18 protein-coding genes are annotated in these 19,026 nt (G+C 65.8%); 16 read left to right on the top strand and 2 right to left on the bottom strand.

Translation table 11 applies throughout. The features are described from left to right. Positions 1–85: 85 nt before the first annotated feature. The 3 genes from BJF92_RS20955 (at position 86) to BJF92_RS25830 (ending at position 1,874) form a co-directional block, all read left to right on the top strand. The gene (locus BJF92_RS20955) at positions 86–373 is read left to right on the top strand and encodes a DUF1330 domain-containing protein (protein ID WP_075636666.1); all 288 of its coding nucleotides are present in this window, start codon (positions 86–88) and stop codon (positions 371–373) included. Between the two features lie 136 nt (positions 374–509). Further along, the gene (locus BJF92_RS20950) at positions 510–1,490 is read left to right on the top strand and encodes a complex I NDUFA9 subunit family protein (protein ID WP_075636665.1); all 981 of its coding nucleotides are present in this window, start codon (positions 510–512) and stop codon (positions 1,488–1,490) included. Between the two features lie 222 nt (positions 1,491–1,712). After that, positions 1,713–1,874: a hypothetical protein gene (locus tag BJF92_RS25830; RefSeq protein WP_198931575.1), complete on the top strand. Its 162-nt coding sequence runs from the start codon at positions 1,713–1,715 to the stop codon at positions 1,872–1,874. Positions 1,875–2,101: 227 nt separating this feature from the next. Here the strand turns inward: BJF92_RS25830 and BJF92_RS20945 are convergent, their stop codons facing one another. Further along, the gene (locus BJF92_RS20945; RefSeq protein ID WP_075636664.1) at positions 2,102–2,899 is read right to left on the bottom strand and encodes an undecaprenyl-diphosphate phosphatase; all 798 of its coding nucleotides are present in this window, start codon (positions 2,897–2,899) and stop codon (positions 2,102–2,104) included. Between the two features lie 280 nt (positions 2,900–3,179). Here BJF92_RS20945 and BJF92_RS20940 point away from each other — a divergent pair, with 280 nt between their 5' ends. The 13 genes from BJF92_RS20940 to guaA all read left to right on the top strand — a co-directional run bounded on the left by BJF92_RS20940 (position 3,180) and on the right by guaA (position 17,701). After that, complete coding sequence (locus BJF92_RS20940; protein ID WP_075636663.1) at positions 3,180–3,872, top strand: glutathione S-transferase family protein; 693 nt, start codon at positions 3,180–3,182, stop codon at positions 3,870–3,872. Then, positions 3,853–5,031 carry a tRNA epoxyqueuosine(34) reductase QueG gene (gene queG / locus BJF92_RS20935; RefSeq protein ID WP_075636662.1) on the top strand — a complete coding sequence of 393 codons (1,179 nt, stop codon included), beginning with the start codon at positions 3,853–3,855 and terminating at the stop codon, positions 5,029–5,031. The genes BJF92_RS20940 and queG overlap by 20 nt, the downstream gene beginning before the upstream one ends. Beyond that, a complete protein-coding gene (locus tag BJF92_RS20930; protein WP_075636661.1) occupies positions 5,019–5,891 on the top strand; it encodes an SDR family oxidoreductase in 873 nt (290 codons plus the stop codon). Before queG ends, BJF92_RS20930 begins: the two co-directional genes overlap by 13 nt. 485 nt (positions 5,892–6,376) lie before the next feature. Further along, entirely contained in the window at positions 6,377–6,718 is a 342-nt protein-coding gene (locus BJF92_RS20925; protein ID WP_075636725.1) for a septal ring lytic transglycosylase RlpA family protein, read from the top strand. A 134-nt stretch (positions 6,719–6,852) separates the two neighbouring features. Then, positions 6,853–8,139: an RsmB/NOP family class I SAM-dependent RNA methyltransferase gene (locus BJF92_RS20920; RefSeq protein ID WP_075636660.1), complete on the top strand. Its 1,287-nt coding sequence runs from the start codon at positions 6,853–6,855 to the stop codon at positions 8,137–8,139. 158 nt (positions 8,140–8,297) lie between these two features. After that, positions 8,298–9,569: an imelysin family protein gene (locus tag BJF92_RS20915; RefSeq protein WP_075636659.1), complete on the top strand. Its 1,272-nt coding sequence runs from the start codon at positions 8,298–8,300 to the stop codon at positions 9,567–9,569. Between the two features lie 311 nt (positions 9,570–9,880). Next, positions 9,881–11,497: a di-heme oxidoreductase family protein gene (locus BJF92_RS20910; RefSeq protein ID WP_075636724.1), complete on the top strand. Its 1,617-nt coding sequence runs from the start codon at positions 9,881–9,883 to the stop codon at positions 11,495–11,497. Next, complete coding sequence (locus tag BJF92_RS20905; RefSeq protein WP_075636658.1) at positions 11,497–12,666, top strand: imelysin family protein; 1,170 nt, start codon at positions 11,497–11,499, stop codon at positions 12,664–12,666. Before BJF92_RS20910 ends, BJF92_RS20905 begins: the two co-directional genes overlap by 1 nt. A gap of 10 nt (positions 12,667–12,676) precedes the next feature. Further along, positions 12,677–13,801, top strand: a complete 1,125-nt coding sequence (locus tag BJF92_RS20900; protein WP_425356483.1) for a DUF1513 domain-containing protein — start codon at positions 12,677–12,679, stop codon at positions 13,799–13,801. 99 nt (positions 13,802–13,900) lie between these two features. Further along, a complete protein-coding gene (locus tag BJF92_RS20895) occupies positions 13,901–14,353 on the top strand; it encodes a TspO/MBR family protein (RefSeq protein ID WP_075636657.1) in 453 nt (150 codons plus the stop codon). A gap of 297 nt (positions 14,354–14,650) precedes the next feature. After that, the gene (locus BJF92_RS20890) at positions 14,651–15,103 is read left to right on the top strand and encodes a PaaI family thioesterase (RefSeq protein WP_075636656.1); all 453 of its coding nucleotides are present in this window, start codon (positions 14,651–14,653) and stop codon (positions 15,101–15,103) included. A 233-nt stretch (positions 15,104–15,336) separates the two neighbouring features. Further along, positions 15,337–15,984, top strand: a complete 648-nt coding sequence (locus BJF92_RS20885; RefSeq protein WP_280938393.1) for a 5'-methylthioadenosine/S-adenosylhomocysteine nucleosidase — start codon at positions 15,337–15,339, stop codon at positions 15,982–15,984. A gap of 139 nt (positions 15,985–16,123) precedes the next feature. Next, positions 16,124–17,701: a glutamine-hydrolyzing GMP synthase gene (gene guaA, locus BJF92_RS20880; RefSeq protein ID WP_075636655.1), complete on the top strand. Its 1,578-nt coding sequence runs from the start codon at positions 16,124–16,126 to the stop codon at positions 17,699–17,701. 104 nt (positions 17,702–17,805) lie between these two features. Here guaA and BJF92_RS20875 read toward each other — a convergent pair whose 3' ends face one another. After that, positions 17,806–18,819, bottom strand: a complete 1,014-nt coding sequence (locus tag BJF92_RS20875; RefSeq protein ID WP_075636654.1) for a zinc-binding alcohol dehydrogenase family protein — start codon at positions 18,817–18,819, stop codon at positions 17,806–17,808. Positions 18,820–19,026: the final 207 nt, after the last annotated feature.

The raw sequence follows: 19,026 nt of genomic DNA, 5'->3' as shown, positions 1-19,026 counted from the left end.
TGTCGGCTTTAACCGGAAACCGTTTCCCGTTTTCCGGCCCGATGCCTATATCGACTGAGAGACGCCATTTCAGGGAGACATCATCATGGCCAAGGGATATTGGATCGCGCGCGTCGATGTTCGCGACCCCGAGCGTTACAAGGATTACATGGCCGCCGCCAAGCCGGCCTTCGAGCGTTTCGGCGCGGTGTTCCTGGCGCGCGGCGGGCGGCATGAGGTGCTGGAAAGCCCCGGCCGGGCGCGCAATGTCCTGATCGAGTTCCCCTCCTTCGAGGACGCCGTCGCCTGCTACAACTCGCCCGAATATCTGATTGCCGCCGCCATTCGCCAGACCGTGGCCGATGGCGAGATCGTCGTCGTCGAAGGCGTGTGACGCTTAAGGTCGCCGAGGGGCAATCAGGGTATTTCCGCGGGAAAAGCGTGGCCGCGTGGCGGCGCTTCACCTGTCGTCAATCTTGCGTTATGTACCGTCCAACCACCTCGTTTTCCCTAAGGACCGGAGCTCGTCCATGACCCTTGGCAATCACCCCCCGCTCGTGACGGTTTTCGGCGGGTCCGGTTTCGTCGGCCGGCATGTGGTGCGCGCGCTGGCCAAGCGCGGCTACCGCGTGCGCGTCGCCGTTCGCCGCCCCGATCTCGCCGGCTTCCTGCAGCCGCTCGGCAATGTCAGCCAGATCGGCTTCGTGCAGGCCAATCTGCGCAACCGCGCCTCCATCGATGCCGCCGTGCGCGGTGCCGATCACGTGGTCAACTGCGTCGGCATCCTGTTCGAGCGCGGCGCCAACAGCTTTGAAGCCATCCAGGAATTCGGCGCCCGCGCCGTGGCCGAAGCCGCCCGTGCCGAAGGCGCGACGCTGACGCATATTTCGGCCATCGGTGCCAATCCCGATGCCGAATCCGCCTATGCCCGCTCCAAGGGCCGCGCGGAAAAGGCGATCTTCGACATCCTGCCCGGCGCCATCGTTCTGCGTCCCTCGATCGTTTTCGGTCCCGAGGATGGCTTCTTCAACAAGTTCGCCGACATGTCGCGCTTCTTCCCCGCTCTGCCGCTCATTGGTGGTGGCCGCACGGCGCTGCAGCCCGTCTATGTGACCGATGTCGCCGAGGCCGTGGCAGGTGCTGTGGCCGGCCAGGTCGCCGGGGGCAAGGTCTATGAGCTGGGCGGGCCGGAGGTTCTCACCTTCCGCCAGTGTCTGGAGATCATGCTCAAGGTGATCAACCGCTCCAACCCGCTGGTGTCGATCCCCTTTGGTCTCGCCTCCACGCTCGGCAGCATCGCCTCGCTCGTGCCCTTCGGCGCACCGGCGCTGACGCCCGATCAGGTCACGCTGCTGAAGTCCGACAATGTCGTCTCGGAGGCCGCCAAGGCCGAGGGCCGGACGCTTGCGGCCTTCGGCATCGAGCCGCGCCTGGTCGAAGCCGTCCTGCCGTCCTACCTGGTGCGCTACCGTCCCCAAGGCCAGTTCACCCGGCCCGACACGGCGGCATAAGCACGGAGTGACCGGCTGGAGAAGGGTGTTAACCCTTTGTTAACCTTGATAACTGCGGCAGGCGTTGCACTTCTGCCGCAGCTGCGAAAAGGCGACAGCCTTTACCGCTCTTTCAGGATGCCGCGTTATTGATTGTTGACCATGCTGGGCATAGACCCATGGCAACGGCGCGAAAGACGGCTTCCGCGTGATCTCACGACATCCTCGAAAGGCTTCAGGGAAATGGGCAGGTCCATTACACTCTTCTTTGCGTGTGCGGCTTTGGTAGTGGTTGCGGGCTCCTTCATGGCGCCGCGCACGGTCGCGGGTCATCACGACAATTGCGCCCCCGCCTATGGGGTCGATCCCTGCACCACCGCATCGATCCGCTCCTCGTCCAACTGAGGCGGATCGGCCGGCCTCAATCGCTTTCCCGATACGAGTTTGTTCACGGCCTGTCGCGCGAACCGCGACGGGCCGTTTGCTTTTCAAGGGTCGCCGAGGCGGTCGGGCGCAGGATGCGGCGTCGCTGCGCGGAACTGTATGTCCGATGCCCGAGCCGTCTCCCAAAAGCAAAGAGCGACGGATGGCAGCCATCCGTCGCTCTTCAGGGTTCAGGGATTGTCTGACCGTCAGGCGATCAGGCCCATATAGGCCATGCCCAGGAGGATGGCGCCGAGAATGATGCGGTAGATGGCGAAGACGGTGAAGCGGTTGCTCTGGATGTAGGAGAGCAGCCATTTCACGGCGACGAAGGCGGTGATGGTGGAAACGACGAAGGCGATGGCCAGCAGCGTCCAGTTCTCGCCGGCGGTGCCTTGTTCCTTCAGCGTCTTCAGCAGCGAATAGGCGCTGGCGGCATACATGGTGGGAATGCCGACGAGGAAGGTGAATTCGGCGGCCGCCGCGCGGCTGGCGGAGCCCGCGAGCATGGCGACGAAGATGGTGGCGCCGGAGCGCGAGGTGCCGGGGAACACGCCGGCCACGACCTGGGCGATGCCGACCAGGATCGCCGCCGTCCAGCTGATATGTTCGGTCGGCGCCTTTCTGGCGGCGAGCGATTCCGCGGCGATCATCCAGAAGCCGCCGATGATCAGCGCCCAGGCGATTGGTTCGGCGTTTTCAGGCAGTTCGAAGCCGAGCTTCTTGACCAGGAGGCCGAGCACGGCGGTGATGCCGAAGGCGACGATGAGCTTCAGCGCATAGTCGCGGTTCTCCGGCTTGTGGAAGTTGAGCAGGAGTTCCATCAGGCGGCGCCAGTAGATGATGGTCACAGCCAGAATGGCGCCGGCCTGGATGACGATGTTGAAGGTGTCCGACCGCTCGCCCAGCCATTGCTCGGCAATGATCAGGTGCCCGGTGCTGGAAATCGGCAGGAATTCGGTAATCCCCTCGATAATGCCCAGCAGGATGACATTGATATATTCCATATGCGTCTCCGGTTCGAATGGTCGGATCTCTGGTACGGGCTAAGAGCGCGCTGCGTCAATTGCTGCAGTGCACAGTGTCATTCGTCAATCCTGTGGCAAAAAAACGCCCGATTTCGCCACCGGTCATGAAAATTCCCAGATTGCGGCGGCTTGGCTTCGCCCAGGCAGGCAGCGGCGGTGGCGAACCGTCTCTATCCTATGAATTTGTTAAGGTCTGATTGGTAGAATTTTAAGAGATTGCCTCTCTTCGCCCAGGCGCCTCGGTGGACGAACAGCCAGAATGCCCACGCTTTATCATCATCCCATGTCGACCGCCTCGCGGTTCATCCGTCTCGTTCTGTCGGAATACGGTTACCAGCCGGAGCTGACGGAGGAGCAGCCTTGGGAGAAGCGCCGCGAATTCCTCGCGCTCAACCCGGCCGCCACGCTGCCTGTCTTTGTCGATGACAATATGCGCGCGCTCTGCGGGCCGATGGTGATCGCTGAATTCGTCGACGAGACCAATGGCGTGCTCAAGCGCGATCGGCGTCTCCTGGCCGAGGATCCCTTCCAGCGCGCCGAGATCCGGCGGCTGACCGAGTGGTTCCTGCAGAAGATGGAGGGCGACGTGACGCGCCCCCTGGTGCGCGAGCGGATCTTCAAGCTGCAGATGACGGCTGCGCAAGGCGGCGGGGCGCCGGACAGCAAGATGCTGCGCACCTCGCGCGCCAATATCCGCCAGCATATGAAATATCTGTCCTGGCTTGCCGGGTCGCGCACCTATCTGGCGGGCGATCGTTTGTCCTATGCCGATCTGGCGGGGGCTGCCGCGATCTCCGTCCTGGACTATATGGGCGAGATCGATTGGAACGAATCGCCCGCCGCCAAGGAGTGGTACCAGCGCATCAAGTCGCGCCCCTCCTTCCGTCCGCTCCTTGCCGAGCGGGTGCGGGGGCTGACCCCGGTGTCGCATTATGCGGATCTCGACTTCTGAAGATAAAGACAGCCCGGAAGCGCGGCAGAAAGCGAAGCTGACGGCTTTCCTCAAGGCCGAGGCCCGGGACAAGGGCTTCGACCTCTGTCGCATCACCCTGCCGGATTCCATCCCGGAGGCGCCGGCGCGGCTGCGCGACTTTCTCGATCGCGGCTATCACGGCACCATGGACTGGATGGCCGAAACGGCAGAGCGGCGCGCCGATCCGCGCGTGCTCTGGGGCGAGGTGCGCGCGATCGTCGTGTTCGGCATGAATTACGGACCGGAGCATGATCCGCGCGCCGTGCTGTCCATGCCCGATCGCGGCGCCATCTCCGTCTATGCGCAGAACCGGGACTATCACCATGTCATCAAGGGCAGGCTGAAGGAGGTGGCCACGCGCTTTGCCGCACGCGCGGGCGCCGACGTCAAGGTCTTCGTCGATACCGCGCCTGTCATGGAAAAGCCGCTGGCCGAGCAGGCGGGCCTGGGCTGGCAGGGCAAGCACACCAATCTCGTCAGCCGCGATTTCGGCTCCTGGCTGTTCCTCGGCAGCCTCTTCACCACGGCGGATCTGGAGATCGACGCGCCCGAGCGCGATCATTGCGGCTCCTGCCGCGCCTGCCTCTCCGCCTGCCCGACCGACGCCTTCCCCGCGCCCTACCGGATCGATGCGCGCCGCTGCATTTCCTATCTGACCATCGAGCACAAGGGCGAGATTGCGCCCGAGATGCGCGCCAGCTTCGGCAACCGCATCTATGGCTGCGACGATTGTCTGGCTGCCTGTCCCTGGAACAAGTTCGCGGCGCAGGCGGCCGAAATGAAGTTGCGCGCCCGCGAGGAGTTGAAGGCGCCGCCGCTTGCCGATCTGCTTCGCCTGGACGACGCAGAGTTTCGCAGTCTTTTCTCCGGCTCGCCGGTCAAGCGGATCGGCCGCGACCGCTTCCTGCGCAATTGCCTGATCGCGGCAGGCAATTCCGGCGATCCCGCCCTGGTGGAGCCGGTTCTGCGCTGTCTCGACGACGCCACGCCGGTCGTTCGCGCCATGGCGGTCTGGGCGCTCGGACGGCTTCTGGGGACTGCGGCCCGCACCACCCTTGCCGATCGCATCGCGGCGGAAGAGGATGAGGCGGTGTTGCGCGAGTGGAAACGTCTGGAGGACCCCGCATGCATCTCCTGATTCTCGGCGCCGGCTTTTCCGGCCGGGCCATTGCCGGTGCCTTCAAGGCCGAAGGCGCCAGGGTCACCGGCACGACCCGCTCGGCTGACAAGGCTAGGACTCTGGCCGAACAGGGGATCGAGCCCGTGCTGTTCGACGGCGAGACCATCGGGCCCGATCTCGCCGCCGCCATGGAAACGGCGACGCATCTGGTGCAGTCGATCGCGCCGGGGGCCGCCGGCGATCCGCTGATGCGGCCGCAGAGTGGCGCGCTCAAGGCGCGGATGCCGCAGCTCGCCTGGGCCGGCTATCTCTCCACCGTCGGCGTCTATGGCGATCATGGCGGCGCATGGGTGGATGAGGAGATGGTCTGCCGGCCGGTCTCGCAGCGCTCGCGCGAGCGGGTGGCTGCGGAAGCCGCGTGGATGGCGGCGGGTGAAGAGGAGGGGGTGCCGGTCGCAATCCTGCGTCTGGCCGGGATCTACGGCCCCGGGCGCAACACCTTCGTCAATTTCCGCGAAGGCCATGCCCGCCGTCTGGTCAAGCCGGGCCAGGTCTTCAACCGCATCCGGGTTGAGGACATTGCCGGCGTCACGCTGTTCCTCGCCGACAAGGGCGCGGGCGGCATCTTCAATGTCACGGATGATGAGCCCGCCCCGCCGCAGGACGTCGTCACCGAGGCCGCGCGGCTGATGGGCGTCGCGCCGCCGCCGGAGATCGCCTTCGAGACGGCGGAGCTCTCTCCCATGGCGCGCTCCTTCTATGGCGAGAACAAGCGGGTCTCCAACCGGCGCCTGAAGGAAGCCGGCTATGTCTTCCGCTTCCCGGAATACCGCATGTCGCTTGCCGATCTCTGGCTGAGCGGACGCTGGTCGGGATGATGCGGGAGCGCGGCTTGAAGAGCCTAGCCGGCTCTTCAAGCGCGCAAAGCCATTTCATCTTCATGCCGAAGTCGAAAATTCCATTTCGAAAGCCTGCGGAAATGAGGCAGAAATGGGCGGATTGCCCTTCGAGGGTGCAACCTGAAAACGAATTTACGAAAAATTTACTCTAATTTCGTGCGTTTTCCCCATGCTCTTAAAAAATCGAATCCGTGGTTCAGCCACAGCCAACAGCCGGCTCATCCCTTATTAGGCCGATTTTGATTCGTGACGCGAAATCAAGACTCTTTGCCAATTTTTAAAATAAATTAAAAAATTGTCACAATTAAATTCGTTTGAAGTATAGATGGCTGTGCAGAGCAACGCCGACGGTTGAGGCACCGTTTCGCCATTTTTGGCCAAGACAAACCCCCTCGTTCGCTAAGTCGAGCGGATGAAGACACAGGGGTAACTTGTTGAAGTCAGCGAAAGTCTTGACCGCCTGCATGGCGGTATTCGTCGCTCTGGGGGCTCATCTCGGTTCCAGCACATCCAGCTATGCGGCTTCACAGGGCTGCGGCGGCGCATCCTGGTACGCTCTGGGGTCCCGCACCGCATCAGGCGAGAAAATGAACGCCGCAACGCTCACTGCCGCCCACCGCAATCTTGCTTTCGGCACCAAGATCCACGTCATCAACAAGCGCAACGGCAAGTCCGTGGTCGTGCGCGTCAATGATCGCGGACCCTTCATCCGGGGTCGCGTCCTCGATCTGTCCAAGGCCGCCGCCCGCGAAATCGGCATGGTCAGCTCCGGCACCGCAAACGTCTGCTACAACGTCATCGGCTGACAGCGACCATAATGCGGGGCCTGCGCAAAAGGTTCCGCGCCTCATTAAGAAATTCTTAACCTTTGCGTCCGACCGCGGCAGCGTCTTGCTCTTCCGCACCTTGGCCGTTACACGGCAGGAAAACGGAGTGGATCATGCGGCTGGGCGGAAGGCTCGCCGGCGCCATTGAGGTGCTGGCCGATATCGAGGCACGGCGTCGGCCGGTGGCGGACGCGCTGAAGGATTGGGGCCTGTCCCATCGCTTCGCCGGATCGGGCGACCGGTCGGCCATCGGCAACATCGTCTATGACGCCCTGCGCATGAAGCTCAGCCATGCCTGGCTGATGGAGGACGAGAGCCCTGAAGCGCTGGCCTTTGCTGTGCTGCTGCGGCAATGGGGCCTGACGGCCGAGGCGCTGGCCGGCGAGCTCGAGGGCGATCGCTTCGCCCCGGCGCTGCCGCAGGCAGCCCTTGCCGCACTCTCCACCCGCAGGCTCGAGGATGCGCCCGCCCATGTGCAGGGCGATATTCCGCTCTGGATCCAGCCGGCCTTCGAGGCGGCTTTCGGCGATGCCTGGATCCGCGAGGCGCAGGCTCTGGCCGAGCGCCCCTCCCTGGACTTGCGCGCCAACCGGCTGAAAGCGCCGCGCGACAAGGTGATCGCGGCCTTGGAGGAGACGGGGGCGAAGCCCTCCGCCATCGCCCATGACGGCATCCGCATCGCGCCAGGCGAAGGAGCCTCGCGGCTTCCCAATGTCACGGCCGAGCTGACCTTCGCCAAGGGCTGGTTCGAGGTGCAGGACGAGGGATCGCAGATCGTCTCCGAACTGGTCGATCCACGGGACGGCGACCAGATTCTCGATTATTGCGCCGGCGGCGGCGGCAAGACGCTGGCGCTCTCCGCCCTCATGCGCAACAAGGGCCAGATCCACGCCTTCGACGCCGACCGCAAGCGCCTGGCGCCGATCATCGAGCGGCTGAAGCGCGCAGGCACGCGCAATGTGCAGGTGCATGACCGGCCGCAGCAGCTCAAGGCGCTGGACGACGGCTGCGACATCGTTCTCGTGGACGCGCCCTGCACGGGGACCGGCACCTGGCGGCGCCGGCCGGACACCAAATGGCGGCTGACCGAGCGCAGCCTGGAGGAGCGCCTGTCGCAGCAGCAGGATGCGCTCGCCAATGCCGCACGCCATGTGCGCCCCGGCGGCACGCTCGTCTATATCACCTGCTCGGTCCTGCCGGCGGAAAACGAGGCGCAGGCCCAGGCTTTTGTCGCCGCCCATGCCGACTTCGAGCAGAAGCCGGCCCTGCCGGTCTATCAGCGCCTGTTTGCCGGCGCGCCCGAGCCCTGGGCGGGCGAAAAGGGCGGGCTGACGCTGACCCCGGCCACCACCGGCACCGACGGCTTTTTCTTCAGTGTTATGACGCGCAAGGCGTCGTGACACTGCGGCATGACATCGGCTCGTGACACCGGGATGACGTTTCGGTGATCCGTCCGTGAAAAACTTTCCTCTTTGACACCAGTTTAAATTTGCGCCATGAGAACGGGCGAAGCGGGTGACCGGGGGCCGGCGCCCTGTTTGACGCAAAGGGTCGTTCCATGCTGTTTTTCCGCCGCACCGTTCTGGCGCTCAGCGCCACCGTGTCGCTCCTAGCCGTCGCACCGGCGTCCGCCGCCGATCCTGCGGCCGTCGTCCGCCACTATGCCGAGGTCGGTCATGCGAAATATGCCGACGCGCTGAAGGGGGCCGAGGCCTTGCAGAAGGCCGTGGATGCCTTCCTCGCCGCGCCGAGCGAAAAGACGCTGGCCGCTGCGCGCGAAGCCTGGCTCGCCGCGCGCAACCCCTACATGGAGACCGAGGTCTATCGCTTCGGCAACAAGATCGTCGATGACTGGGAAGGCAAGGTGAATTCCTGGCCGCTCGATGAAGGCCTGATCGACTATGTCGATCCGAGCTACGGCACCGAGAGCGACGAGAACCCGCTCTTCACCGCCAATGTCATCGCCAACAAGTCGATCACCATCGGCGGCAAGACCGTCGATACCTCGAAGATCACCCCGGAGCTTCTGTCGGAGAGCCTGCAGGAGGCCGGCGGTATCGAGGCGAATGTGGCCACCGGCTACCACGCCATCGAATTCCTGCTCTGGGGCCAGGATCTCAACGGCACCGGGCCGGGCGCCGGCAACCGGCCTTACACGGATTACGACCTCAAGGCCTGCACCCACGAAAATTGCGACCGCCGCGCCGCCTATCTCAAGGCCGCGACCGACCTGCTCGTTTCCGACCTCAAGGAGATGACGGAAAACTGGGCGCCAAAGGGCGAGGCCGCCAAGACGGTGGAAGCCGATCCCAAGGAGGGGCTGACCGCGATCCTCACCGGCATGGGCTCGCTCTCCTATGGCGAGCTGGCGGGTGAGCGCATGAAGCTCGGCCTGCTGCTGCACGATCCGGAAGAGGAGCAGGACTGCTTCTCCGACAACACCCACAATTCGCATCTGCATGACGCGATCGGCATCCGCTCGGCCTATACCGGCATCTACAAGACGCTTGACGGCAAGACCCTGACCGGCCCGTCGCTGCACGATCTGGTCGCGGCCAAGGATCCGGCGCTCGACAAGGAAATGAGCGAGAAGCTCGACGCCAGCGTCAAGGCGATGGAGGCGATTGCCGAGCGCGCCCGCACCACCGAACATTACGACCAGATGATCGCCGAGGGCAACAAGGAGGGCAATGCCCTGATCCAGGCCGCCGTCGATGCTCTGGTATCGCAGGCCAAGACCGTGGAGCGGATCATCGCCGCGCTCGATCTCGGCACCGTCAAGCTCGAAGGCTCCAAGAGCCTCGACGACCCGAACGCCGTCTTCAAGTAGGAGGCTCTCGCGGGCGGCGCAGGAAAGCATCGGACCGGAAGCGGGAACCGGTTTTCGCAAGGATCCGGTGCACAAGCAGAAATCCGGAGCGCCGCCCGTGTCCTTCGCTCTGGCCGGCAAGGTTCTGTCGGCCCTCCCGAACCGGACTGTCCGCCTGAACTCGAGACTTGAAGCCCGCCTCCTCTGCACAGGCGGGCTTCCGCCTGCCGCCCTGAACGGGCGGCGATCCTGTTGCGCCCAGGAAAGGGGATGGCGAAAGGCCTGTGCGACTTTCGCCTGAACGCCCGTTCCGAACCTTGATCCAGATCATGATGCGCCTGCGCCTTTCCTTCCGCCTGTCTTGGCCTCGCCGTCAGGCCCCTCCGGGGCCGGCGGCGCGCCTTCTGCTGGCCGGGTTCTGTGCGCTGCTGCCCGCCTTGGTGACGGGCCTCGTCCTGTCCGGCGGGTCCGTGGCGCAGGCTGGCGCCGATACCATTTCCGCCCCCATCGCGCTGCGGCCAGCAGGGCGGCCGGATCTCAGCGCGGCCGACCGCGCGCGGATCGCCGCCGTCTTGGCGCCGCCAGCGGATCTTGCCCGCGCGCAAGCCTTCGAGGCGATGCCCGGCGGCGCGGCGACGGCGAGAGCCGATGCGCGCCACCGGCCCGCCGCCAATCTCGGGCCGGAGGACGAGCAGCGCTTTCATCTGGGCGAGGCGCTGTTTTCCAAGCTCTGGGTCACGGCGCCATCATCCACCCAGGCGACCGATGGGCTGGGCCCGCTCTACAATGCCCGCTCCTGCGCCACCTGCCATGTCGGCGGAGGGGGAGGGGTGGCGCTGTCGGCCGGGCCTGTGCCGCCGTCGCTCCTGCTGCGCTTGGCGCGTGCGCCTGAAACGCCGCAGGAACAGGCGGCGCTGGAAAGCGGCATGGCGCTTACCTTCGACGATCCGGTCTATGGCCACCAGCTGCAGACCGCAGCAGTGCCCGGTCTTGTCGCCGAGGGTCAGCTGCGCCTCGCTTTTAAGACGCAGCCGGTGACGCTGTCGGGCGGGCGGGTGGTGCTGCTGCGCCGGCCGATGGTGGCGATCGACGGTCCCGGCTATGGCCCGCTCGATCCGCGCACGCGGCCCTCCGCGCGCATCGCCCAGCCGCTGGTCGGCCTGTCGCTGATCGAGGCGATCCATCCCGACGACATTCTGGCACTGGCCAATGATCCGGTGCTGAAGGCACGGGGGCTTGCCGGCCGTCCGGCGCTGCTGCGCGATCCGCAGAGCGGGGAGACGGTGCTCGGCCGCTTCGGCTGGAAGGCACAGGCCGCCAGCCTGAAGGCACAGGCGGCGGATGCCTTTTCCAACGATATCGGCATCTCCACGCCGCTGGCGCCTGACAGCCATGGCGACTGCACCGCGGCCGAGACCGCCTGCCGCTCAGCGCCGGATGGGGTCCAGCCGCGTTATGGCCGTTATGAGGCATCGCAGACGGTGCTCGATCTCGTGACCTTCTATGCCGGCCATCTCGCGCCCTTGCCCCGGCCACGCGCCGCCATGCCGCAGGTGCTGGCCGGCAAGGCCCTATTCTCCGCGATGGGATGCGCCGATTGCCACCATCCCCGTTTCGTCACGCGGCGCGATGCGGGTGATCCGGCGGATGCCTTCCAGCTGATCTGGCCCTATTCGGATTTCCTGCTGCATGACATGGGCGCGGATCTTTCCGGCGGTCATCCGGTGGGCCTGGCCGGCGCGCAGGACTGGCGCACGCCCCCGCTTTGGGGTATCGGCAGGCGCATGGCGGAGCCCGCCGCCGGCGCATTTCTGCATGATGGACGGGCGCGCACGCCGGAGGAGGCCGTGCTTTGGCACGGCGGCGAAGGCGATGCGGCCCGCAAGGCCTATCTCGCGGCGACGGAGAAAGACCGCGCCGATCTTCTCGCATTTCTGGAGTCGCTCTGATGCGTGCCTTTCTGTCTTTTCCCCGCCAGCGTCTGGCCGGCCTTGCCGCAGCCGCGCTCCTCGTCTGCGGCCCAGCCTTCTTCTGCGGTCAAGCCTTCGCCACGCAGGACAATCAGGACCCCGACCCGAACTTCGTGCCGCATCTGCTGCAGGCGGACCATCTGCCGCAGGTGATGGCGCGCGCGGTCGATGAGGTCATCCGCCCCGGCTACCGCGCCATGGGGGCCAGCACGGCGAAGCTTTCGCAGGCGCTGGGCGGCCTCTGCGCCGCGCCGTCGCCCGCCCATCTGGCCGAGGCGCGCGCGGCCTTCGCCGAGACCGTCAGGAGCTGGGCGGCGATCGAGTTCGTCCAGGTCGGCCCGGTCATGGAGGATGCGCGCATGGAGCGCATCCTGTTCTTCCCCGATCGCAAGGGGCTGGGTCTGAAGCAGGTGCAGCGCATTCTCGCGGAAAAGGACCAGACCGCGCTCAAGCCCGACACGCTGAGGGCCAAGAGCGTGGCGGTGCAGGGGCTCACCTCGCTCGAATTCGTGCTCTACGGCACGGGCGCCGACAGTGTCGCGACGGCGGAGGGCGCTTTCCGCTGCGGCTATGGCGCGGCGATCGCCACCAATGTGCAGCGCACGGCCGACGAGATCGCCGCCGCCTGGGAGGCGCCCGATGGCGTCGCCAAGGCCTGGAAGCAGCCGGGCCCGGACAACCCGGTCTATCGCGATGCCAGCGAGGCGGCGACCGGGCTGCTCGGCGTGCTCGTCCACGGCGTGGAGAATGTCCGCGACCAGCGCATCCGCCCCTTCCTTGCCGATGGGCTGCAGGAGGGCGGCGGCCGGCCGAAGCAGGCGATCTACTGGCGCTCTGGCCTGACCATGGCGGCCGTCTCGGGCAATCTGAACGCCCTGAAGCGGCTGTTCGACATTTCCGGGGCCGGTACGCTGCTGCCGCAGGACAAGCAGACCGTCGCTGCCGAGATCGACGCGCTCTTCACCAGGGTCACCAATGCTGCCGAGGCGCTGAACCGGCCGGTGGAGGAGGTGCTCTCCGACCGCAGCGCCCGCTCGCAACTCGACGTGCTCTCGCTCAATGTCGAAACGCTGCTCGACAAGCTCAACAAGGATTTCGGCGGCGCCATCGGGCTCACCGCCGGTTTCTCCTTTGCCGATGGCGACTGAGCGGGAGGCGATGATGGCGCAGGGTCAGAGCCTTTCGCGCAGCCGGCTGATCAACCGCCGCACCTTCCTGCGCGGCGCCGGTGCCGCCTGGGCCGCGACGCTTGCGCCGGCGGAGGCCTTTGCGCTCCACCAAGCGCCGGCCGTTTATGCCTCCGCTTTCATGGCGCCGGATGGGCGCTTCGGCCTTGCCACGCTGACGGAGGAGGGCGCGCTCATCGACCGGGTGCTGATGCCCGCGCGTGCCCATGGGCTGGCGGTCAGCCCCGCCGATGGCACGCTGGTCGCCTTTGCCCGCCGCCCCGGCATTTTCGCGCTGGCGGTGGACCCCACCTTGTCGCGGCCTCCCGTGACGATGGCCGCGGTCGAAGGACGGCACTTCTTCGGCCATGGCAGCTTTTCGCGCGATGGCCGCCGGCTCTTCGCCACCGAGAATGATTTCGACGGCAATCGCGGCATGATCGGCGTCTATGACGCCACCGACGGCTTCCGCCGGCTCGGCGAATTTCCCTCCTATGGCATCGGCCCGCATGACATGGTGGCCAGCGAGGACGGGCGCTTCCTGGCGGTCGCCAATGGCGGCATCGAGACCCATCCCGACTTTGGCCGCGCCAAGCTCAATCTGGAGCAGATGGCGCCATCGCTTGCCTTGATCGATACGGACAGCGGCGCGCTCGTCGAGCGGCACGCGCTGCCGGCGGCGCTCAACCGCCTGTCCACCCGCCATCTCGATCTCGGCGATCGCGGCCGCATCTGGTTTGCCTGCCAGTATGAAGGGCCGCGCAGCGATCGGCCGCCGCTGGCCGGCTCCTTCGCGCCGGGCGAGGCTCTAAGCTTCCTCGACCTTCCTGACGAGACCACGCAGGCGCTCGCCAATTATGTCGGGGCCATCGCGATCAATCGCGCCGAAGGGCTGATCGGCCTCGCCTCGCCCAAAGGGGGCGTGGTGGTGGTGGTGGAGGCCAACTCCGGCCGCGTTCTCGACACCCGCAGCCGCAAGGACGCCGCCGGCATCGCCGCCTCCTCCCAAGGCTTCGCGGTGACCTCCTATGACGGCCTGTTCGCCGCGACCGACCGGGCGGGGGGCGTGAAGAGCCCGGTCGCCTGGGACCAGCATGTCGTCAGGCTGAGGGGATGACGATTGACCCTTCATGCTTGTCCTGTCGGCCCGGCGTTCAACCAGCCTGCGCCCATCCGGATCTGGACAGACGCCAAGCGCGCGCTAATTGAGGCAATCATGAACCGTCTGCTCGTCACCCTTCTCTTCATCGCCGTCGTTCTCGGCATCGGCTTCCTGATCGGCATCAGCAATCCGCCGGGCGAATGGTATCAGTCGCTGGTCAAGCCCGTCTTCAATCCGCCGAACTGGATCTTCGCGCCGGTCTGGTCGGCGCTCTACGTGATGATCGGCTTTGTCGGCGCGCGGCTGTTCCTCGATCATCCGCGCTCCTCCGCCATGCGTCTCTGGCTGGCGCAGCTGCTGCTGAACTTCGCCTGGTCGCCGATGTTCTTCGGCTTCCATCAGGTGGAACTGGCGCTGGTGGTGATCCTGGCGCTCGGCGTCTGCATTCTCCTGTTCATCGCCATGGCAATGAAGCGCGACCGGCTCTCGGCCATGCTGTTCATTCCCTATGGCGTCTGGGTCGCCTTTGCCACGCTGCTCAATGGCGCGATCATGATCCTGAACTGATTACGGCCTCGTCGATGCCGGGCCTTGAGGTCTCGGCCCGATCACGGCCCTTCAAAAGCTTTCCAGAACGGGAAACAGCACTTGCCGGCCTCCGGCCGTCATGCAACTGTTCATGCCGCACCGCAGCATGCCGGGCCGGGCGCGATCACCATCCGGGCCCATGCGGCGGCAGGGCAAGGCGGCAGGACACGGCAACCGGACAAGGATGCCGGACAGGGCAGCACCACAAGGCAATGGAACGATGGCGTAACGTGCCGCAGGGAGCGCGACACCGCCACGCCGGGGGCGAAGACACCGATGAGTGACGAGACAGAACGGGATTTTCGCGAGCGCATCCGCCGCAGCTTCGCCCGGCAGGGCGCCATGCGCACCATTGGTGCGGAGCTGATGCGCGTCGAGCAGGGCATGGTGGAGATCGAGATGCCCTTCAGCGAGAGCCTGACGCAGCAGCACGGACTTCTCCATGCCGGCATCATCTCGACCGCGCTCGATGCCGCCGGCACCTATGCCGCCTACACGCTGATCGATGCCGACGCCTCGCTGCTGACGATCGAATTCAAGGTCAACCTCCTGTCGCCCGGGCGCGGCGAGCGCTTTCTCTTTCGCGGCGAGGTGACCAAGCCCGGCACGACCATCATCGTCTTCGACGGGCGCGGCTATGCCATCTCGCAGGAGGCGCCGGCCAAGCTGATCGCTTCGATCTCCGGCTCGATGATGGTGGTGCGCGGCCGTCAGGGCATCCAGGATTAGAGCATCAAACTGAAAATCGCACGCAGTCCGATGCTCTAATTTTTTGTTTTTGCATCGGATTTTTCCGAAAACCGGTTCCCAGTTTTCGGTCGGATGCTTTAACAACAGCCTGCATTTGATAAATGGCACATAAGATGCTGTAAGCGTGGCGTCGCGTGCATAGGCTGCGCGCGCAGCCTCGCCGCCACAGTCATTGTCCAGCTTTTCTCACCGATTGATCAAGGAGCCTTCCCGTGGAGCTGAAGCAAGCCGGCCCGGTCTCGATCCTCTATGTGATGGCGGCCAAGGCCGAATATGGCGCCGAGCTGCAGCGCCGCTTCGTGCCGTTGATGACCGGCGTCGGCCCTGTGGAGGCGACGCTGTCGCTCGCCCGCGCGCTCTGCCGGCTGGAGGCTCAGGGGAAGCTGCCCGATCTGGTGGTTTCGCTTGGCTCGGCCGGTTCGGCCCGGCTGAGCCAGGCCGAGGTCTATCAGGCTTCCTCGGTCGCCTATCGCGACATGGACGCCTCGCCCTTCGGCTTCGAGAAGGGCCGCACGCCCTTTCTCGACCTGCCGGCGACGGTGCCGCTCGATCTGACGCTGCCGGGCGTGCCCACGGCCTCGCTATCGACGGGCGGGAATGTGATCTCAGGCGCGGCCTACGAGACGATCGAGGCCGACATGGTGGAGATGGAGACCTATGCGGTCTATCGCGTCTGCCAGAGCTTCGGCCTGCCGCTCATCGGTCTGCGCGGCATTTCCGACGGCATCACGGAAGTCGCGCATATCGATGACTGGACGCAATATCTCGACGTGATCGACGCCAAGCTCGCCGCCATCATCGATCGGCTGGAGGCCGCGCTGGCCGAGGGCGGCTTGGCGGCGCTGCGCAGGCCGGCCTGAGCCCTTGCCCCTGAGTGAAGCCAGGGGGTGTCAGGCCTTTCGGGCCCGGCTTCGCCGCGTTCGGCAGGGCGAAACTTGCATCGCCGGCCAAGTGCCTTTAAAGCCTCGCCATGTTTCCCCGAGCCTCGAAAGATCCGGCATGACGACGATCGCCCATCCCGACAGCATTCTGATCATCGACTTCGGCAGCCAGGTGACGCAGCTGATCGCCCGGCGCGTGCGCGAGGCCGGGGTCTATTGCGAGATCCATCCGTTCAACAGCGCGGATGCGGCCTTCGCCGCGATGAAGCCGAAGGGCGTGATCTTCTCCGGCGGTCCGGCGTCGGTCACGGCCGAGGGCAGCCCGCGCGCGCCGCAGGCGGTGTTCGATGCGGGGATCCCCGTTCTCGGCATCTGCTATGGCCAGCAGACGCTCTGCACCCAGCTGGGCGGCACGGTGGAGGGCGGACACGCCGCCGAATTCGGCCGTGCCGATCTGGAAATCCGCAAGGAAAGCCCGCTCTTCGAGGGCTTCTGGGAGGTCGGTGGGCGCTATCCCGTCTGGATGAGCCATGGCGACCGCGTGACCCAGCTGCCGCACGGCTTCGAAGTGGTGGCAACCTCTGAAAACGCCCCCTTCGCCATCGCGGTGAACGAAAGCCGGCGCTACTACACCACCATGTTCCACCCAGAGGTGGTGCACACGCCCGATGGCGCCAAGCTTCTGTCCAACTTCGTTCACAAGATCGTCGGCCTCAAGTCCGACTGGACCATGGCCGCCTATCGTGCCGAGATGATCCGCAAGATCCGCGAGCAGGTCGGCTCCGAGCGGGTGATCTGCGGCCTGTCCGGCGGGGTCGATTCCTCCGTCGCCGCCGTGCTGATCCATGAGGCGATCGGCGACCAGCTGACCTGCATCTATGTCGATCACGGCCTGATGCGGCTGGGCGAAAGCGAGCAGGTGGTCGGCATGTTCCGCGACCATTACAACATCCCGCTCGTGCATGTGGACGCCTCCGACCTGTTCCTGACGCAGCTGGCCGGCGTCACCGACCCCGAGGTCAAGCGCAAGACCATCGGCCGCCTGTTTATCGAGGTTTTTGAAGCCGAGGCGGGCAAGATCGCCGCCGACGGCAAGGGCGCGCCGGCCTTCCTCGCCCAGGGCACGCTCTATCCCGACGTGATCGAAAGCGTCTCCTTCTCCGGCGGCCCCTCGGTCACGATCAAGAGCCATCACAATGTGGGCGGCCTGCCAGAGCGCATGAACATGAAGCTCGTCGAGCCGCTGCGCGAGCTGTTCAAGGACGAGGTGCGCGCGCTCGGCCGCGAGCTCGGCCTGCCGGAAAGCTTCATCGGCCGCCATCCTTTCCCGGGGCCGGGCCTAGCCATCCGCTGCCCCGGCGCGGTCACCCGCGAGAAGCTCGACATCCTGCGCAAGGCTGATGCGATCTACCTGGACGAGATCCGCAAGGCCGGCCTCTACGACACGATCTGGCAGGCCTTCGCCGTGCTGCTTCCCGTGCAGACCGTCGGCGTCATGGGCGATTACCGCACCTATGACTTCGTCTGCGCGCTGCGCGCCGTCACCTCCGTCGACGGCATGACCGCAGATTTCTACCCCTATGACATGAACTTCCTCGGCCGCACGGCCACCCGCATCATCAACGAGGTGCGCGGCATCAACCGCGTGGTCTACGATGTCACCTCGAAGCCGCCGGGCACGATCGAGTGGGAGTGAGACGCGTCAGCGCCCGGGCGGCGCCGGGAGCCTGACCATCTGCAATGCAAAAGGCCATCCGCGCGCCCCCGCCGGATGGCCTTTTCTTTGGTGCTTGCCTCGCGTCAGAAGCCTTCCAGCACGATCTTGCCGCGCGCCTTGCCGCTTTCGAGAAGAGCATGGGCGCGCTTGAGGTTGGCGGCATCGATGCGGCCGAAATGCGTGCCGAGCGTGGTCTTGAGCGTGCCGGCGTCGATCATCGCCGCGATGGCGTTCAAAAGCCGGCCCTGTTCCGCCATGTCGGCCGTGGCGAACAGGGAGCGGGTGAACATGAACTCCCAGTGCACCGAGACGCTCTTCTGCTTGAAGGGGCTGATATTGACGGCGCCGGGATCGTCGATCAGCACGAAGCGGCCCTGGGGGGCGATCAGCCGGGCGATGGCGTCGAGATGGCCGTCCGTGCCGGTGGTGGAGAAGACGAAGCCGGGGGCGCCGAGGCCGAGCGCGGCAATTTCCGCATCCAGCGGCTTGCTATGGTCGATGATGTGATGGGCGCCGAGCGCGCGGGCCCAGTCCGCCGTTTCCGGACGTGAGGCGGTGGCGATGACGGTGAGGTCGGTGCGGGCCCGGGCGAGCTGGATGGCGATCGAGCCGACGCCGCCGGCGCCGCCGATGACGAGCAGGGCCGGCGCGGCCCCGGGAACCGGGCGCTCGACGACCAGCCGGTCGAACAGCGCCTCCCAGGCGGTGATCGCCGTCAGCGGCAGGGCGGCGGCGGCGGCAAAGTCGAGACTGTCGGGCTTGCGGCCGACGATGCGCTCATCGACCAGATGAAATTCGGCATTGGTGCCGGGGCGGTCCAGCGCGCCGGCATAGAAGACGGCATCGCCGGGCTTGAAGCCCTCGACCGCCTCGCCGACGGCGGCGACGACACCGGCCGCATCCCAGCCGAGCACCTTCCAGTCCTCGCCTTCCGGGCCAGCGCGGTGCCGCACCTTCGTATCCACCGGATTGACGGAAATGGCCCTGACCTCGACCAGAAGATCCCGTCCCCCAGCCACGGGGCGCGGCAGCTCGATCTCCACGAGCGATGCGTCGGCCGCGATCGGGCCAGGTGTGCGGTAGCCAATGGCACGCATGTCAGTTTCTCCTTCTAGAGTGGATAAGATTGGGTTGGGCAGGATCGGACGCAGCCGTGCGCGCTGCGCTCACGCCGGATGCCGACGTGCCGAACGGGTGATCGAAACTGCCGGCGGGTCGTTCTCCGGCCGCAAGTGATTTGCGCCTTTGCGCTCACGCGTGCAAGAATGCACGGAAACTGCACATAGTGTCGAAAAGGATACCGT

It is taken from the genome of Xaviernesmea rhizosphaerae, assembly GCF_001938945.1.
GTDB classification, from domain to species: domain Bacteria; phylum Pseudomonadota; class Alphaproteobacteria; order Rhizobiales; family Rhizobiaceae; genus Xaviernesmea; species Xaviernesmea rhizosphaerae.
Note: the sequence above shows the minus strand (reverse complement) of the source record. Positions and strands in the feature narration are given on the sequence as shown.

Bases quoted from the DNA above. Each gene is read 5' to 3' on its own strand.
- BJF92_RS20955 (WP_075636666.1), top strand. From the start codon at position 86: ATGGCCAAGGGATATTGGATCGCGCGCGTCGATGTTCGCGACCCCGAG.
- BJF92_RS20950 (WP_075636665.1), top strand. From the start codon at position 510: ATGACCCTTGGCAATCACCCCCCGCTCGTGACGGTTTTCGGCGGGTCC.
- BJF92_RS25830 (WP_198931575.1), top strand. From the start codon at position 1,713: ATGGGCAGGTCCATTACACTCTTCTTTGCGTGTGCGGCTTTGGTAGTG.
- BJF92_RS20945 (WP_075636664.1), bottom strand. From the start codon at position 2,899: ATGGAATATATCAATGTCATCCTGCTGGGCATTATCGAGGGGATTACC.
- BJF92_RS20940 (WP_075636663.1), top strand. From the start codon at position 3,180: ATGCCCACGCTTTATCATCATCCCATGTCGACCGCCTCGCGGTTCATC.
- queG (WP_075636662.1), top strand. From the start codon at position 3,853: ATGCGGATCTCGACTTCTGAAGATAAAGACAGCCCGGAAGCGCGGCAG.
- BJF92_RS20930 (WP_075636661.1), top strand. From the start codon at position 5,019: ATGCATCTCCTGATTCTCGGCGCCGGCTTTTCCGGCCGGGCCATTGCC.
- BJF92_RS20925 (WP_075636725.1), top strand. From the start codon at position 6,377: ATGGCGGTATTCGTCGCTCTGGGGGCTCATCTCGGTTCCAGCACATCC.
- BJF92_RS20920 (WP_075636660.1), top strand. From the start codon at position 6,853: ATGCGGCTGGGCGGAAGGCTCGCCGGCGCCATTGAGGTGCTGGCCGAT.
- BJF92_RS20915 (WP_075636659.1), top strand. From the start codon at position 8,298: ATGCTGTTTTTCCGCCGCACCGTTCTGGCGCTCAGCGCCACCGTGTCG.
- BJF92_RS20910 (WP_075636724.1), top strand. From the start codon at position 9,881: ATGCGCCTGCGCCTTTCCTTCCGCCTGTCTTGGCCTCGCCGTCAGGCC.
- BJF92_RS20905 (WP_075636658.1), top strand. From the start codon at position 11,497: ATGCGTGCCTTTCTGTCTTTTCCCCGCCAGCGTCTGGCCGGCCTTGCC.
- BJF92_RS20900 (WP_425356483.1), top strand. From the start codon at position 12,677: ATGATGGCGCAGGGTCAGAGCCTTTCGCGCAGCCGGCTGATCAACCGC.
- BJF92_RS20895 (WP_075636657.1), top strand. From the start codon at position 13,901: ATGAACCGTCTGCTCGTCACCCTTCTCTTCATCGCCGTCGTTCTCGGC.
- BJF92_RS20890 (WP_075636656.1), top strand. From the start codon at position 14,651: ATGAGTGACGAGACAGAACGGGATTTTCGCGAGCGCATCCGCCGCAGC.
- guaA (WP_075636655.1), top strand. From the start codon at position 16,124: ATGACGACGATCGCCCATCCCGACAGCATTCTGATCATCGACTTCGGC.
- BJF92_RS20875 (WP_075636654.1), bottom strand. From the start codon at position 18,819: ATGCGTGCCATTGGCTACCGCACACCTGGCCCGATCGCGGCCGACGCA.